This window comes from Pandoraea pnomenusa (assembly GCF_040391475.1).
In the GTDB taxonomy this organism is placed as follows: Bacteria; Pseudomonadota; Gammaproteobacteria; order Burkholderiales; family Burkholderiaceae; genus Pandoraea; species Pandoraea pnomenusa_C.
In genome coordinates this window covers 36,724-51,419 of the sequence record NZ_JBEBXS010000032.1, presented here as the reverse complement: position 1 = coordinate 51,419, position 14,696 = coordinate 36,724, and the positions used below count along the sequence as shown (strand labels likewise).

Below are 14,696 nucleotides of genomic sequence, written 5' to 3'. Positions count from 1 at the left end.
AGTACTTGGCTACGAACCAAGGGGTCGTGGGTTCGAATCCTGCCAGCCGCGCCAACTCAGTTGGCAAAAACGCTCCAGAGGCGAAAGCTTCTGGAGCGTTTTTCGTTTGTGCGTGCCCTTTTGCACCTGCCCTGAGTGCGGTGTGTGCCGTGAGAGCCGATGGTTTGCGTCAGGCATACGCGGGGAAGGGCGCCGAGGGATCGGTGCAGCCTGTCCTTCCCCCGAAGCCTGTGTGGCGCTATCCCCGGCTCGACGATGCCTCGCGGACGCCCTTGACGGTCGCCGTGGCGCTGCCGTTCGTGGCATTGGCGGCATTCGCGTTCCCGGCCGTTTTCCCCGACGTCCCTCCGCCGGTTTCCGGCCCCACTTGCCATCCCAGTCCCAGCGCTTTTTGCAGCGTGACGAACGACTTCAGCAGTTGTGCGTCGCCGGCGATGCGATCCTGCTCGGCCGAGAATCGTGTGCGTTCCGCATCGAGCCAGTCCAGCGTACTGGCAGTCCCGGCACGATAGCGCTGACGGGTGAGTGTCGCCGCCCGGGTCGCCGACGCTTCCACGCTGCGTAACCGGTAGACGTTCTCTCGCTGATGCCCATACCGCGCGAGCGCCACATCGGCATCGCGCAACGCACCGAGCACCACACTTTCATACTTCGCTTCTGCCTGATCGCGCCCGGCTTTTGCGCCATCCACGCCCGCCTGCACCCGACCGAAGTCGAGCACATTCCACTGCAGGCGCGGCATCGTCATCCAACTGAAGTTTTCCTTGCGCACCAGATGCCCCGGGTCGAACGCCGAATACCCAAGCTCGCCCATGATCGAGAGCTTCGGAAACCAGTTGGCGGTCTGCACGCCGATCTGCGCGTTCTGCGACGCAAGGTGCCGTTCGGCTGCGCGGATATCCGGACGCGCCTGCAACAGCGCAGACGGATCGCCGATGGCCACTGTCGCGGGCACGTTCGGCAATGCCTTGGACGCCTTCAACGTGTCGTCGAGCGCCCCCGGTGCGCGGCCTGTGAGCAGAGCCAACTGATCGAGCGACTCGATGACGTCGGCTTCGAGCGGCAGCACGCGCGATTGCGTTTGCTCGACTTGCGTGACGAGCCGTTCGACGTCGAGTTCCGATGCCACGCCACCCGCGCGTCGTTGCCGCGTGAGTTCGAGCATCTCCCCTTCGAGCTGTGCCGAGTCACGCACGAGTGCGAGCCGTGCCTGCTGATCGCGCAGCGCGACATACGTCTGCGCCACTTCAGCGGCGAGCTGGACGTGTGCATCCGCGAGGTCTTCCGACGCAGCGTCGGCGTCGGCACTCGCGGCCTCCACGGCGCGACGCGTGCCGCCGAACAGATCGACCTCCCAACTGGCGTCGAAGCCGGCGAGGTAAAGGTCGAGCGGCCCACGCCCGCCGCCGCCACTGTCACCGCCGAGCAAACTCAGATCGGGCGAGCGCGTGCGCACCATCGTGAGATCGACCCCGGCCTTCGGCAGCAGATCGGCCTGATGACTGCGAAGACTCGCTCGCGACTGACGCACCTTCGCCTGTGCGGCGCGAATGTCCGGACTATGGGCGATGGCGTCGTCGATGAGCGCGGTGAGTTGCGCATCGTCGAGCGCGGTCCACCAGCGTGCGACGCCTGGCGTGTGTGCCTGTACGCCCTCGCCGGCGTGGGCGAATGTGGCGCCCGTGCGCAGTGCGTCGCCTGCGACCTCGGGCGCGCCGTGATAGTCGGGACCGACCGTGCAGCCGGTGACGAGAAGGGCTGCCGCGACAGCCAGTGTTCGGATAGGAAGCGTCATGTTCGTTCAATGCCCGCCAGAGCTGAAGCCGGTCGGTTGCTTGAGCATCAGGGCCAGCGGCACGCACAGCAGCAGCGCGATCCCCAATGCGTAGAAGGTCTCGGAAAACGTCATCACGCTGGCTTGCCGCGCGATCTCGGCGGCGAGTTGCGCGGTCGCCTGCAATTGCGCATGCACCATGTCGCCCGACTGCGCGAAGAAGCCTGCCGCGTTGGCCGCCAGATGCTCCTGCCCCAGCGCGCTGTTCGCCGTGATCGTCTCGCGCAGCATCGCGTCGTGATAGTCGGTGCGGCGGTCGATGAGCGTGCCGAGCAGCGCCAGCCCGACCGACCCGCCCAGATTGCGGGCCATGTTGTAGAGCCCGGCGGCGTCGCCCGCGTCCTCGGCTGCAACTGCGGCCATCGACGCCTGATTGAGCGGCATCATCGCGAGCATCTGACCGACGCCGCGCAGCAGTTGCGACAGCGTGAAGTCATGACCCACGCTCTGTGCCGTCAGATCGATGTCGAGCATGCAACTCGCGAAGAAGCAGAGCAGACCGAGAATGACGAGCAGGCGAATGTCCACGCGGCTGATGAGCCGGGGCAGGAACGGCATCATCAGGAACGCCGGCAGCCCCGAAAGCAGCATGATGTTGCCCGACTGCTGTGCGTTGTAGCCCGCGATCGTCGCCAGGAACTGCGGCAGCAGATACGACACGCCATACAGCCCGGCGCCCACGGTAAAGACGATGTAGATCACGCTCGCATAGTTCTTGTTGCCGAGCAGCGAGAGCTTGACGATGGGCTTCTCGGCCGTGAACTGCGCCACGAGCATCATGCCGATGCCCAGCACCGAGAGCGCGGTCAGCCAGATGATCATGTGCGAGTCGAACCAGCGTTCGCGCTGGCCTTCCTCGAGCACGACCGTGAGCGAACTCAGGCCGATGGTGAGTCCGACAATGCCGAGCCAGTCCGCCTTGAAGAACGCTTGCAGGTTGGTCGGTTCACGCTTCAGGCCGAGCATGAGCAGCGTGACGATGGCCGCCGAGATCGGCAGGTTCAGGAAAAAGCACCAGCGCCAGTTCGCGTTTTCCGTCAGCCAGCCGCCGACCACCGGCCCGAGCAGCGGGCCGAGCAACACGATCAGGCCGAACATCGCCATGCCCACCGGCATCTGGTGCCGCGGCAGGCGCGTGCGGATGATCATCTGCGCCGTCGGAATCATCGCGCCACCGGCGAAGCCTTGTCCGATGCGTCCGACGATCATTTCCGTGAGGCTGCTCGACGCGCCGCACATCATCGAGAAGATGGTGAAGAAGACGGCGTTGAGCATCAGGAAGCGTCGCAACCCGAGCACGCGCGTGAGCCACGCGGCCAACGGGATCATGACGATTTCCGACATCAGGTAGCCGGTCGAGATCCAGGTGCCCTCGGTGCCGGAAGCGCCGATCTGTCCCTGAATCTGCGGCAACGCCGAGTTGGTGATCGAGATGTCGAGCGTGGCCAGCAGCGCGCCGAGCGCCCCGGCGGCGACGGCCACCCAGTCGGCTGCCGACGCGTTGCGTGGCTGCGCGGGAACGGTCGTTGCGACACTTGCCGAACCGACGTGCGCGACCTTAGCCACGCTTGACTCCGTTACCCGGCGAAGACGGCGCGGGGCTTGCATTGGACGGCAGGCCGACCGCAGGCCCGATGCCGGAATTCAGCGGTGCGCTGAGCGAGACGTTTGTCGGCGCGGCTTCCGTGGCCGGCGCTTTCGTGGGCGCCGCTTCCGTCGACGCCGCTTCCGTCGACGACACGATGGCATTGCCCGCCACCGGCCCCGCCTGCTTTGCCGGGGCGCTTTGCGCACGGCGATGCGTATCGACATCTGCCGTCACCGACAATCCGGGCAACAGCGCGGCACGTGCAGACGCCGGCACATCGAGTCGAATGCGCACGGGCACCCGTTGCACGATCTTCGTGAAGTTGCCCGTGGCGTTCTGTGCGGGCAGCAGCGCGAACTGTGCGCCGGTGCCTGGCGAGAGCGAATCGACCACGCCATGAATCGGCTCGCCGGGCAGGGCGTCGACATGCACTGTCACCGGCTGGCCGGGACGCATATGCCCCACCTGCGTTTCCTTGAAGTTCGCCGTCAGATAAACGTTCTGCACCGGCACGACCGTGAGCAGGCGCGTGCCCGGTTGTGCGAACTGGCCGACGCGCACGGCGCGGTCGCCGACGCGTCCGGCCAGTGTGCTCTTGACCACCGTATCCGCCAGGTCGAGCTCAGCCTTGCGTGCGCTCGCCTGGGCGACCGTCAACTGCGCTTTGGCCTGCGCCAGTGCGGCGGTGAGCGTATCCGTCTGACGCTCGGTGGCTTGCACGCTGGCCTCGTTGCTCTTGACCGTGGCGTCGGCACGTGTGCTCGCATTGCGCAGCTCGGCCAGACGTTCGTCCGTCTCCGCGCCGGTGGCGACGAGCGGCGCGTAGCGCTTGACCTGTCCAGCCGAGTACACGGCGTTGGCGCGCGCGCTGTCGAGTTCGGCGCGCGCCTGCGCGATCGTGGCGGCGTGCTGCGAGAGTTCGGCTTGCGCGCGAGCCACGTCGGCCTCGCGGGCCACGACGGTCGCCTGCGCTTCGTCGAACGCAGCCTGATACTGGCGTGCGTCGAGTCGCACCAGCGGCTGACCGACGCTCACGGTTTCGTTGTCGCCCACCAACACTTCGGTGACGTAGCCCCCCACCTTGGGCGCGACGGTCATGCTGTCGGCCTGCAAATAGGCGTCGTCGGTCGATTCGATGAAACGCCCGACGAACCACCACTGCGCGCCCCAGCCGAGGCCGGCAATCACACCGAGCGCCAGCGCGCCGAGCAGGATTTTCTTGCGACGCGGATTGCCGGGCTTGGCCGGCGCCGGGCCGGACGCCTGCGACGTTTCGTTGGCGCCGTGGGCCTTGCCCGCCGGGCTGTCAGCCTCGCGCACGACGGCGGGCGCGGATTCTGCCGGTTTGACCTGTGCTGCGGTGGTCATGGGAATTTCCTTAAATTATTCCAGTTGGCAGAATTATTCCAGTTGATCGATTTATGTCAAGTGTTATATTTTTGACGAAAGTTTTGGCAAGCAAGGAGCGACATGACAGGGACATCACGCGCGGGGCGTGCACAAGGTGCCGCCGTGCGCCCGCGACACGCGGTCGACACGGGATACCAACGTGGTGAGGAAACGCGTGCGCGCATCATCCTCGCGGCGATCAAGTGTTTTGGGGAATACGGTTTCGCGGGCGCGTCCACGCGCGACATCGCCACGGAAGCGGGGGTGAATGCCCCCGCCCTCCAGTACTACTTCGATAACAAGGAAGGGGTGTACAAGGCGTGCATCGAGTACATGGTGGGACTGGTGATGGGCCAGATGGGCGAGGCCATCGAAGCCGCCGAACGGGTGTTGGCCAACCCGGATTCGACTGACAGGCAACTGATCGATGCCTTCCTGGAGTTGCAGAACCGCAAGTCCGGCTTCCTGGAGGAAGTCCCTGAAGTCGAAGGCTGGCACATGTTCATGGCGCGCGAGCAGGCGGGACTGGGGCCGGAGGCGGGCTTCAAGGTGTTCCACGAGCGCTTCTCGAGTCGCCTGGCCGCGGTCGGCGCGGGGATCGTGACGCGTCTGGCCGGCGTGCCCGAAGACGACGAGGCCATGCGCGTTCGCGCCGTATGCATCAGCACGCTGGGCATGGCGTTTCGCGTGATGCGACGCTCGGTCGACAGCTCGATGGGCTGGAACAGCGAGCCGAACCCCGAGCGCAACCGGATGGTGCGCGAAGCCGTGCTCGACCAGACGCGATATCTGCTCGAACGCACGGTCCGGCAGCGCAAGGCGGCCGGGCGATAGTGCGTTTGTGAGGAAAGCATGAAAGAAGGGGCGCCGGTGGGCGCCCCTTTTTTGTTGCCGATCCGACAGCCCGAGCGTCTGCCTGAAAGCAGGCCACTTACAGCAGGGACTTCATCCGTCGATCACGACTGCGCGGCGGTTCGCTGCTGCGTCTCGCCATCGCGCTTGCGATACCAGAGGAAGTAAACCAGCAGCACGGCCGCGACGAACGGTACGCCGAAAATCAGCGTCATGCGGAACACGTCGGTGAAAAGCGTGGTCAGCATGATGGCGGCCATGAGACCGGCGCCGAGCAGCGTCAGCCACGGGAAACCCCACATGCGGAACGCCAGTGGCGGATGACGCTCGCGTCGCCATGCGCGACGGAAAAAGAAGTGCGTCACGAAGATCATCATCCACGTGAGCATGGCGCCGAACATCGAGATCGCCATCATGAACGTGAACGACGACTCCGGGTACAGGAAATTCACCAGCGTGGCGAGTGCGATGCCCACCGTCGAGAGCAGCAGCGCGGCAAGCGGCACGCCGCGGCGGTTCACCTCGCCGAAGCGCGCCGGCGCGTAGCCGGCGCGCGAGAGCGAGAACATCATGCGCGTGGTGATATAGAGCTGGCTGTTCATCGACGAGAGCGCGGCGATGAGCACCACGAAGTTGATGACGCCTGCCGCGCCAGGAATGCTGATCGCTTGCATCACCTTCACGAATGGGCTTTCGTCGTGACCGGCGGCCGTCCACGGCACGATGGCGAGCATGAGCGCGAGCGTGAGCAGATAGAACAGCACGAGGCGAACGACCGTCGAGCGGAACGCCCGCGTGACGGCACGCTCCGGATTCTCGGCTTCCCCCGCTGCCACGGCGATCATTTCGATGGACAGGTAGCTGAAGATCGAGATGATGACGGCGACCCACATGCCCCACAGGCCCTTCGGGAAGAACCCGCCGTGCGCGGTGTAATTCGCGAATCCGGCCGGTGTGTGGCTGCCGCCCGCGACCGAGCCCGGGGCGATGAACACCACATACGCCCCAATCAGAATGAACACGACGATGGCAGTGATCTTGATGAGCGAGAAGCCGTATTCGATCGCACCGAACAGGTTGACCGACATGGCGTTCACGAATACGAGTGCCGCCGAGAAGCCCGCGACCCAGTACCAGCCGGGTACCTGCGGGAACCAGTACTTCATGTAGACGGCGATGGCGCTCACTTCGGTGCCGACCGCGAGCACGATGCACGACCAGTACGCGTAGCGCACCAGGAAGCCGGCCCACGGGCCGATGTAATGCTCGGCGTAGGCGCCGAACGAACCGGATGTCGGGTGCGCGACCGTCATCTCGGCGAGGCAGCCCATGAGCATGAGGGCGATGAGCGCACCGATGGCGTACGAGATGAGCACGCTGGGTCCGGCAAAGCCGATGGCGAACCCGCTGCCGAGGAAGAGGCCCGTGCCGATGGCACCGCCAATGGCGATCATCGCCATCTGACTCGCCGTGAGCGAGCGTCGCAGCCCCTGTTCGCGCCGCGTGATGTGCGAGAAATCGCGAGGTTGACTGGAGGAAGACTGGGGGGAACGCGTCATGACACACCTCTTGGGCGCCGCCGTGCAACGCATACGGCACCCGCTTGAGTACAGCATTGCTTGTCATTGCCCGTTGGCGCATGGCGTGCGTGCCGTGACGGCCACGACAAGCACGCGAGCGCGAGCGAGCCCCGCCACCCCGGCCGGAGCCGGGGCGGGTCATACGAACCTGCCGATTGATGCATTGCTACGGGATGAACCGCTGCGGGCGAAACCGGGAAGGCGCGAGCGAGTCGCGCCGCCGGATCAGAAGATGTGGCGAATACCCGTTGCCACGCCCACTTGGGTCGAGTTACCCGGCAGTTCGACGCGTGCGGCGCCGCTGACCTTGTTGTAATCGACCGTGCCGTAGACCTGCGTGCGCTTGGACAGCGCGTACTCGGCGAGCAGCACGTACGTGTAACGACGGCCCGAACCGGCATCGCCCGCCTGGGCGTTGATATTCTTGATGTCGTCGAAATACGCGGCGCCCGTGATCGCGAGGTTCGGCATGGCCTGGATGGTCGTGCCGAGATAGAACGTCATGTCCTTGCGCGGGTTGTTGACCAGGTCGCCGGTGGTGACGGTGTGTGCCGGGTCGTTGAGCGTGCCGTCGAGCCAGCCGCTGCGGTCGCGACCGCCCATGTAACCGACGAACACCTTGGCGATGGAGACGCTGTAGATACCGCCCAGGCCCCACATCTGTTGCACACGCTTGGCAGCGTCACGCGCTTGCTGATACACGCCGGCGACCTGGAACGGGCCCATCGCGTAAGCGGCGCGTGCGCCCCAGTAGTTGCTGGCGGCCATCGTGCCGGCGGTGTTGCCGAAGCCGTAGGTGGCGCCGACCGACAGGCCGCCGAACGTACCGGCGTAGCTCACGGCGTTATCCACACGACCGCGCGTGATGTTGTACATCCACGAGTTGTTCGCGTAGTTGCCGATGGTGAGCGGGTCGAAGTCGCCGTAGACGTTGAACGCCTCGGTCGCCTGACGGCCGATCTTGATCGTGCCGTACTGGTTCTGCAGGCCGACGAACGCATAGCGGTCGAACAGGCGCGGGCCGTTGGCGAGCGTGCCGTTCTGCGGATTGATGCCCGATTCCAGCTGGAAGATCGCCTTCGTGCCGCCGCCGAGGTCTTCCGTACCCTTGAAGCCGAAGCGGCTGTTGGTCACGGCGCCGTTGGCGACTTGCCACGAGGCGTCGTTATTGGCGTTGGCGTTGGTCTGGTAACGCACGCTCTGGTCGACGATCCCGTACAGGGTGACGCTTTGCGCTGCGGCAGTGGTGCTGAAGGCGAGGCCGCACGCGGCCGAAAGAATGGCCAGGCTGGCCGGAATTGCAGACTTCATGGGTCTCCTTTTCTTGTCTTGTAGACGTCTTAGAGCTTATATAAAACGATCCGCGGTGCCCTCCGATGTAGGCCTCGCGGATTCTTTCCAGTCACGACAACGGCAATATGCAGAACATCGCCCAAACGCCGGAATGCCTCATCCAGCCCGGCCCAAGGGCGAGAGCTATCATAGCAACGCAAAAACCGAATTTGGTTGTTATTTCTGGCGGGGAACTGGCGGTCGTTCGAAGGATCTGCCAGAATCCGGGAAAACTTGACGGATTCTGCCAATGAACCTCGACCTTGCCGATCTGCGCATCCTCCGCCATCTCGAACTCAATGGCCGCATCTCCAACCAGGAGCTGGCCGACGCCGTCGGCTTGTCGCCGTCGGCATGCCTGCGCCGGGTCAAGTTGCTGGAGGATCGCGGGGTGATTTCCGGATACCGCTGCATCGTGGACGCACAGCATATCGGGCTGGAGTTCGAAGCGCTAGTGCAGATCACGCTGCGTCCGGACGTCGAACAGTGGCACGAGAAGTTTCTCGCCTGCGTGCAGAACTGGCCGGAGGTCGTGACCGCCCGGATCGTGACCGGCTCCGCCAACTACATTCTGACGGTAAGAGCGCGTAACCTCGCGCATTACTCCGACTTCATCGTCAATGAGCTATACCGGGCCCCGGCTGTCATGTCGATCCAGTCGAACATCGTGTTAAAGACGATCAAGAACGCCCAGTCGCTGGTGGACCTCGTCAAACAGAAATAAAAAATCTAGAACATATTAACTAATTTACAACAGTTCTCAATTCGCAGCCGGGAATTCCCAGTGCGAAAGAATAGGGAAAGAGACGCAGCATGGCAGTCATTACCACCATCGAGGACCTGCGGGTTCTCGCACAGCGGCGCGTGCCGCGCATGTTCTACGAATACGTCGATTCGGGCTCCTGGACGGAATCCACCTATCGCGCCAACGCGGCCGATTTCGCGGACATCGCGTTCCGTCAACGCGTTGCGGTCAACATCGAGCATCGGAGCACGCGCACCACGATGCTGGGCCAGCCGGTGGCCATGCCGGTCGCGCTGGCGCCCACGGGCATGACCGGCATGCAGCACGCCGACGGCGAGATCCTTGCGGCCCGCGCGGCGGAGGCGTTCGGTGTGCCGTTCACGCTCTCGACCGTGTCGATCTGCTCGATCGAGGATGTGACGGCGCACACCAAGGCGCCGTTCTGGTTTCAGTTGTACGTGATGCGGGATCGCGACTTCATCGAACGGCTCATCGACCGTGCCAAGGCGGCGGGGTGTTCGGCATTGATGGTGACGATGGACTTGCAGATCAGTGGCCAGCGTCATCGGGACATCAAGAACGGCCTGTCGGCGCCGCCGAAGCTCACGCTGCCGAACATTGCCAACATGATGACCAAGCCGCGCTGGTGCATGGGCATGCTGGGCACGCGACGTCGCACGTTCGGCAACATCGTCGGGCATGCCAGGGGCGTGGACGACATCGGCTCGCTCGCGACCTGGTCGGCCGCGCAGTTCGATCCGTGTCTGTCGTGGGACGACGTCGAGTGGATCAAGAAGCGCTGGGGCGGCAAGCTGGTGCTCAAGGGCGTGCTCGATCCGGAAGATGCCCGTGCGGCGCGCGATACGGGCGCCGACGCGATCGTGGTGAGCAATCACGGCGGCCGTCAGCTCGATGGTGCGATTTCGACCATTCGCGCGCTACCCGACATCGTGGCGGCGGTGGGCCGCGACACCGAAGTGTGGCTCGACGGCGGCATTCGCTCGGGGCAGGACGTGATCAAGGCGATGGCGCTGGGGGCAAAGGGGACGATGATCGGCCGCCCGTTCCTGTACGGGCTGGGGGCGATGGGCGAGGCCGGGGTGCGCCGGGCGCTGGAAGTGATCGCGAAGGAGATGGACGTGACGATGGCGCTGACCGGGCGCACCACCATCGACCGTCTCGATCCGTCGATGCTGATTCCCGGGAGCTATCCGACGGGCATCGGTCCGTACCTTCCCGAGCCGGGCGACCGCTGACAAGCGTCGCAGCCGACAAAAAAAGCCGCAGCCATGATGCTGCGGCTTTTTTGTTTGCATAGGGGCTTTCCGATAAACCGCCGCGCCCCTCCCGAAGCAGCGTCCGGGCGGCGATGATGTCACGAGTTGATTCGGCGGCATGGCGGCGACGCGAGGGGTGATGACAACAGATATGTTGTGACCGATGCGCAGAATTCACAACAAAACTGTTGTACCATTCAAATCCATCGCAGGTGAGGCATGAAGTACAGCGAATTTCGCCGGTGGCTGAGGCGGCAGGGTGCGACGTTCGAGCAGCACCGGGCCGGTTCGAGCCACTTTCGCGTAACGCTTAACGGGCGTTCGACGGTGTTTCCCGATCACGGTGCGAAAGAGATCGGCACGGGCCTTGTGAGTGCGATCAAACGACAGCTGGGACTGCAATGATCCCCGCCTGTCCCCCGGCCAAGCTACGAATCCAGAGGTAAGCCATGTTGACCTATCCCATGACGCTCAAGCGTGACTCGAACGGAACGCTGCTCGTTACATTTCCGGATGTGCCGGAAGCGATCACCGTCGGCGAAGACGAGGCCGACGCGCGTGAGCAGGCGCTCGAGGCGCTGGAGGCCGCACTGGAGTTCTACTTTGCCCAGAAACGGCCGATCCCCTGGCCCTCTCGCCCCAAGCGCGGGCAGTCAACGGTGACGTTGCCGATCATGGCGTCGATCAAGGTCCTGTTGGCAAACGAGATGGTTGCGCAGAACGTGAGAAAAGCCGAGTTGGCCCGACGCATGCATGTCAATCAGGTGCAGGTCGACCGTTTGTTGAAGCTTGGCTATGCGTCGCGGCTGGACGCTGTCGAGACGGCGTTCGCTGTCTTGGGAAAACGGCTCGAAGTCAGGGCGGTATGAGATTCGCGCCTTCGCAGCCTTTGCAAACCGCATAAACAAACGCCCCGCATCTGCGGGGCGCTTCGTTTCGGCCGACGCAGCTCGATCAATGATGGTGCTTGCGATGGCCGCGGCGCTTGCCGTGGTGGTGATCGTCGTCATACGAGCTGGAACGCGACATGTTGCCGCCGAGCGCGGCACCGGCGCCGCCGCCCACGGCCGCGCCGAGCAATCCGCCCGTGCGCCCGCCCATCGCATTGCCGGCTGCCGTGCCGGCACCGCCGCCCAACGCACCACCGAGGATGGCGCCCGTACGCTCGCGTCGGTTCGACGTCATCGCGCCGCCGGCACCGCCGCCGACCGCGCCGCCCACCACGGCACCGGTGCTGCCGCCCAGCGCACCGCCCACGGCCGCGCCCGCGACACCGCCCAGCGCACCGCCGAGGGCATTGTTCATATCACTGGCCGAGGCCGTCAGGGAGGTGGTTGCTGCCAGCGTGGCAATGGCCACCATCGGGAGAATTCGCTTGAACATGGGTCTTGATTTCGATTCGGGTTGACGCGAGGGAAGTATAAAGACGCGATCCCCCCGTGCTGCGGCTCGATTGTTTCGTCGCGCGTAAGACGGGTAACAAACTGTTACTGCGCGTGCATTCGCGCCGATTTGGTTATAGCGAATCGCCTGTCGCTCGACGTCGCGAAGGCACTTTCATGTCCGCGACGTGGCGGTACAACTGCGCCGCTGCGGGCGAGAGCGGACGGGCCTTGCTGCGGATCAGGCCCACGCGTCGCGTGACCACCGGGTCGATCAGCGGCACGCTCGTGAGCAGTGGATGGTCGCCACCGGGCATTGCCATCGTCGGGACCGCGGCCACACCGAGTCCCGCCTCGACCAGTCCCAGCATGGTGGTGACGTGCTGCGTCTCGCAAATGCTCGGCGGACGCTGCGGCAACCCCGTCAGCGCCTGATCGAGCAAGAGCCGGTTGCCCGAGACCTTGCCGACCGTGATGTAGTCGTATTCGTAAAGCTCGCGCCATGTCACGCGCTTCTTGCCGGCGAGCGGGTGATCGCGGCGGCAGGCTGCCACGTAACGCTCCTGCAGCAGAAGCTTGAATTCGATGTTCGGCTCCTGGCTGCCGATGAAGTTCAGTCCGAAATCGGCCTCGCCGTTCGCGACCGCCGAGAGCACCTCGTTGGCGCTCGCATCGAGCACCGAAATGCGAATGCGGGGAAACGCCCGGTGATAACGGGAAATCACCTGGGGCATGAAGTAGTACGCGGCAGACGGCACGCACGCGATCGTCACGTGTCCCAGACTCGACGACGCCACGTCGCGAATCCCGAGCAGCGCGTTGTCGAGGTCGTCGAGAATCCGCTCCGCATCGCGGGCGAACGCCCGCCCGACATTGGTCAGCGCGACCCGCCGCGTGCTGCGCTCGAACAGCTTCACGCCCAGCGCGTCTTCGAGCTTGTCGATACGACGCGAGAGTGCGGGTTGCGAAAGGTGAATGGACTCGGCCGCGCGGCGAAAGCTCGCGAGTTGCGCCACCGCGCGAAAGGCCTGCAAGTCGTTCAGATCGAAGTTGATCGCCATGAGATCGTCGGTAAAGTGCCTGGCGCCGGGGCAGCCGGAGGCTGAGCGGAACAAGGCGGCGCAGAGTGTACCGTGTTACCGCTCGGTAGGCGCATCAGCATCTTACGATTGATAGCGGATGCGCATCAATCCTTCCAAAACTTGCAATTCACAACGGGGGAACTTCCGGCGCACCATTGGCGGCTTCAAAAAGCGTCCGTGACGATGAACAAGTCCCAGGCAGAGACGCAGTGCGACGATTCATTGTCGGCTCGACCCCCCGGGCCGCAAGCAACACGGAGACAGCGCATGTCACAGCGCCCCCAAGACGCGGTTACGCGTCGCCCCTCGAAAGTCGGCGCAGTCGTGCGCGTGACGGCCGGTAACTTCCTCGAACAATTCGACTTCTTCCTGTTCGGTTTCTACGCCACGCAGATCTCGCGGGTCTTTTTCCCGACGGACAGCGAATTCGCCTCGCTCATGCTGACCTTCGCCGTGTTCGGTGCAGGGTTCCTGATGCGACCGCTCGGTGCCATCGTGCTTGGCGCGTACATCGATAACGTTGGCCGCCGCAAGGGCCTCGTCACCACGCTGGCGATCATGGCCAGCGGCACCATCCTCATCGCCTTCGTGCCCGGTTACGAAACCATCGGACTCGCTGCGCCGGTGCTGGTGCTGATCGGCCGTTTGCTGCAAGGTTTCTCGGCCGGCGCCGAACTCGGCGGCGTGTCGGTCTATCTCGCGGAAATCGCCACGCCGGGCCGCAAGGGCTTCTACACGAGCTGGCAGTCTGCCAGCCAGCAGGTCGCTATCGTCGTCTCGGCGGCGCTCGGCTTCACGCTCTCGCTCACGTTGACCGCGCAGCAGATCGCGGCGTGGGGCTGGCGTCTGCCGTTCCTCGTGGGCTGCATGATCGTGCCGGTAATCTTCGCGCTGCGCCGCTCGCTCGAAGAGAGCGACGAGTTCAAGCAGCGCAAGCGTCATCCGTCCGTGGGCGAAGTGTTCCGTTCGATGGCGGCGAATGCCGGCGTCGTGATTGGCGGCACCATGCTGGTGGCGCTCACCACCACCGCGTTCTACCTGATCACGGTCTACGCGCCGACGTTCGGCAAGAGCGTGCTGCACCTCTCGAGCGCCGACGCGCTGCTCGTGACGCTGTGCGTGGGGGTATCGAACTTCATCTGGTTGCCGATCGGCGGCACGTTGTCGGATCGCATCGGACGCCGTCCGGTGTTGCTGCTGTTCGCCGGACTCACGCTGGTGTCCGCGTATCCGGTGCTGACGTTCCTTGTGCAGGCGCCGAGCTTCACGCGCATGCTGGTTGCGCTGCTGTGGCTGTCGTTCCTGTACGGCATGTACAACGGCGCGATGATCCCGGCGCTGACCGAAGTCATGCCGCCCGACGTGCGGGTGGCCGGCTTCTCGCTCGCCTACAGCCTCGCGACGGCGCTCTTCGGCGGCTTCACGCCGGCCCTGTCGACATACCTGATCCACGCCACGGGCGACAAGGCTGCGCCGGGCTACTGGATGAGTTTTGCTGCCCTGTGCGCGATCTGTGCGACGGTGTTGCTCTATCGCGGCCGTACTGGTGGCCAGGGCCGCACTTCCACCGAACTCGCGGCTGGCTGACGTTCGAGAGACAGGCGCGAAGGGCTTCGGTCCGGCGCGCCTGTCGTG

General features: G+C 64.6%; 13 protein-coding genes. 6 read left to right on the top strand and 7 right to left on the bottom strand.

Annotation, left to right across the window (positions count from 1 at the left end):
* Nucleotides 1-238 precede the first annotated feature (238 nt).
* From ABWO90_RS22870 to ABWO90_RS22860, 3 genes are read right to left on the bottom strand one after another with little or no spacing between them, the layout of a single operon-like run.
* On the bottom strand, nucleotides 239-1,795 hold the full coding sequence (locus ABWO90_RS22870; RefSeq protein WP_353193524.1) for an efflux transporter outer membrane subunit: 1,557 nt from the start codon (nucleotides 1,793-1,795) through the stop codon (nucleotides 239-241).
* Nucleotides 1,796-1,801: 6 nt separating this feature from the next.
* Entirely contained in the window at nucleotides 1,802-3,442 is a 1,641-nt protein-coding gene (locus ABWO90_RS22865) for a DHA2 family efflux MFS transporter permease subunit (protein WP_502922681.1), read from the bottom strand.
* Complete coding sequence (locus ABWO90_RS22860; RefSeq protein ID WP_353193523.1) at nucleotides 3,393-4,790, bottom strand: HlyD family secretion protein; 1,398 nt, start codon at nucleotides 4,788-4,790, stop codon at nucleotides 3,393-3,395. Before ABWO90_RS22860 ends, ABWO90_RS22865 begins: the two co-directional genes overlap by 50 nt.
* 102 nt (nucleotides 4,791-4,892) lie before the next feature.
* Between ABWO90_RS22860 and ABWO90_RS22855 the strand changes: the two genes are divergently transcribed.
* Complete coding sequence (locus ABWO90_RS22855) at nucleotides 4,893-5,645, top strand: CerR family C-terminal domain-containing protein (RefSeq protein WP_353193522.1); 753 nt, start codon at nucleotides 4,893-4,895, stop codon at nucleotides 5,643-5,645.
* A 122-nt stretch (nucleotides 5,646-5,767) separates the two neighbouring features.
* Here ABWO90_RS22855 and ABWO90_RS22850 read toward each other — a convergent pair whose 3' ends face one another.
* Entirely contained in the window at nucleotides 5,768-7,222 is a 1,455-nt protein-coding gene (locus tag ABWO90_RS22850; RefSeq protein WP_353193521.1) for an amino acid permease, read from the bottom strand.
* Between the two features lie 246 nt (nucleotides 7,223-7,468).
* Nucleotides 7,469-8,554: a porin gene (locus tag ABWO90_RS22845; RefSeq protein ID WP_353193520.1), complete on the bottom strand. Its 1,086-nt coding sequence runs from the start codon at nucleotides 8,552-8,554 to the stop codon at nucleotides 7,469-7,471.
* A gap of 271 nt (nucleotides 8,555-8,825) precedes the next feature.
* Between ABWO90_RS22845 and ABWO90_RS22840 the strand changes: the two genes are divergently transcribed.
* The 4 genes from ABWO90_RS22840 to ABWO90_RS22825 all read left to right on the top strand — a co-directional run bounded on the left by ABWO90_RS22840 (nucleotide 8,826) and on the right by ABWO90_RS22825 (nucleotide 11,466).
* Nucleotides 8,826-9,299 (top strand): Lrp/AsnC family transcriptional regulator, encoded by a 474-nt coding sequence (locus tag ABWO90_RS22840; protein ID WP_353193519.1) that lies wholly within the window; start codon nucleotides 8,826-8,828, stop codon nucleotides 9,297-9,299.
* Nucleotides 9,300-9,388: 89 nt separating this feature from the next.
* Nucleotides 9,389-10,576 carry an alpha-hydroxy acid oxidase gene (locus tag ABWO90_RS22835; protein WP_353193518.1) on the top strand — a complete coding sequence of 396 codons (1,188 nt, stop codon included), beginning with the start codon at nucleotides 9,389-9,391 and terminating at the stop codon, nucleotides 10,574-10,576.
* 240 nt (nucleotides 10,577-10,816) lie between these two features.
* Nucleotides 10,817-11,002 (top strand): type II toxin-antitoxin system HicA family toxin, encoded by a 186-nt coding sequence (locus ABWO90_RS22830; protein WP_353193517.1) that lies wholly within the window; start codon nucleotides 10,817-10,819, stop codon nucleotides 11,000-11,002.
* Between the two features lie 44 nt (nucleotides 11,003-11,046).
* The gene (locus ABWO90_RS22825; RefSeq protein ID WP_353193516.1) at nucleotides 11,047-11,466 is read left to right on the top strand and encodes a type II toxin-antitoxin system HicB family antitoxin; all 420 of its coding nucleotides are present in this window, start codon (nucleotides 11,047-11,049) and stop codon (nucleotides 11,464-11,466) included.
* 85 nt (nucleotides 11,467-11,551) lie between these two features.
* Here the strand turns inward: ABWO90_RS22825 and ABWO90_RS22820 are convergent, their stop codons facing one another.
* Together ABWO90_RS22820 and ABWO90_RS22815 are read right to left on the bottom strand one after the other, a co-directional pair.
* Nucleotides 11,552-11,980 carry a hypothetical protein gene (locus ABWO90_RS22820; RefSeq protein ID WP_353193515.1) on the bottom strand — a complete coding sequence of 143 codons (429 nt, stop codon included), beginning with the start codon at nucleotides 11,978-11,980 and terminating at the stop codon, nucleotides 11,552-11,554.
* Between the two features lie 133 nt (nucleotides 11,981-12,113).
* The gene (locus tag ABWO90_RS22815) at nucleotides 12,114-13,040 is read right to left on the bottom strand and encodes a LysR family transcriptional regulator (RefSeq protein WP_353193514.1); all 927 of its coding nucleotides are present in this window, start codon (nucleotides 13,038-13,040) and stop codon (nucleotides 12,114-12,116) included.
* Nucleotides 13,041-13,328: 288 nt separating this feature from the next.
* Between ABWO90_RS22815 and ABWO90_RS22810 the strand changes: the two genes are divergently transcribed.
* Nucleotides 13,329-14,648, top strand: coding sequence for an MFS transporter (locus ABWO90_RS22810; RefSeq protein WP_353193513.1), 1,320 nt, complete (start codon nucleotides 13,329-13,331; stop codon nucleotides 14,646-14,648).
* The last annotated feature ends 48 nt before the right edge of the window (nucleotides 14,649-14,696 follow it).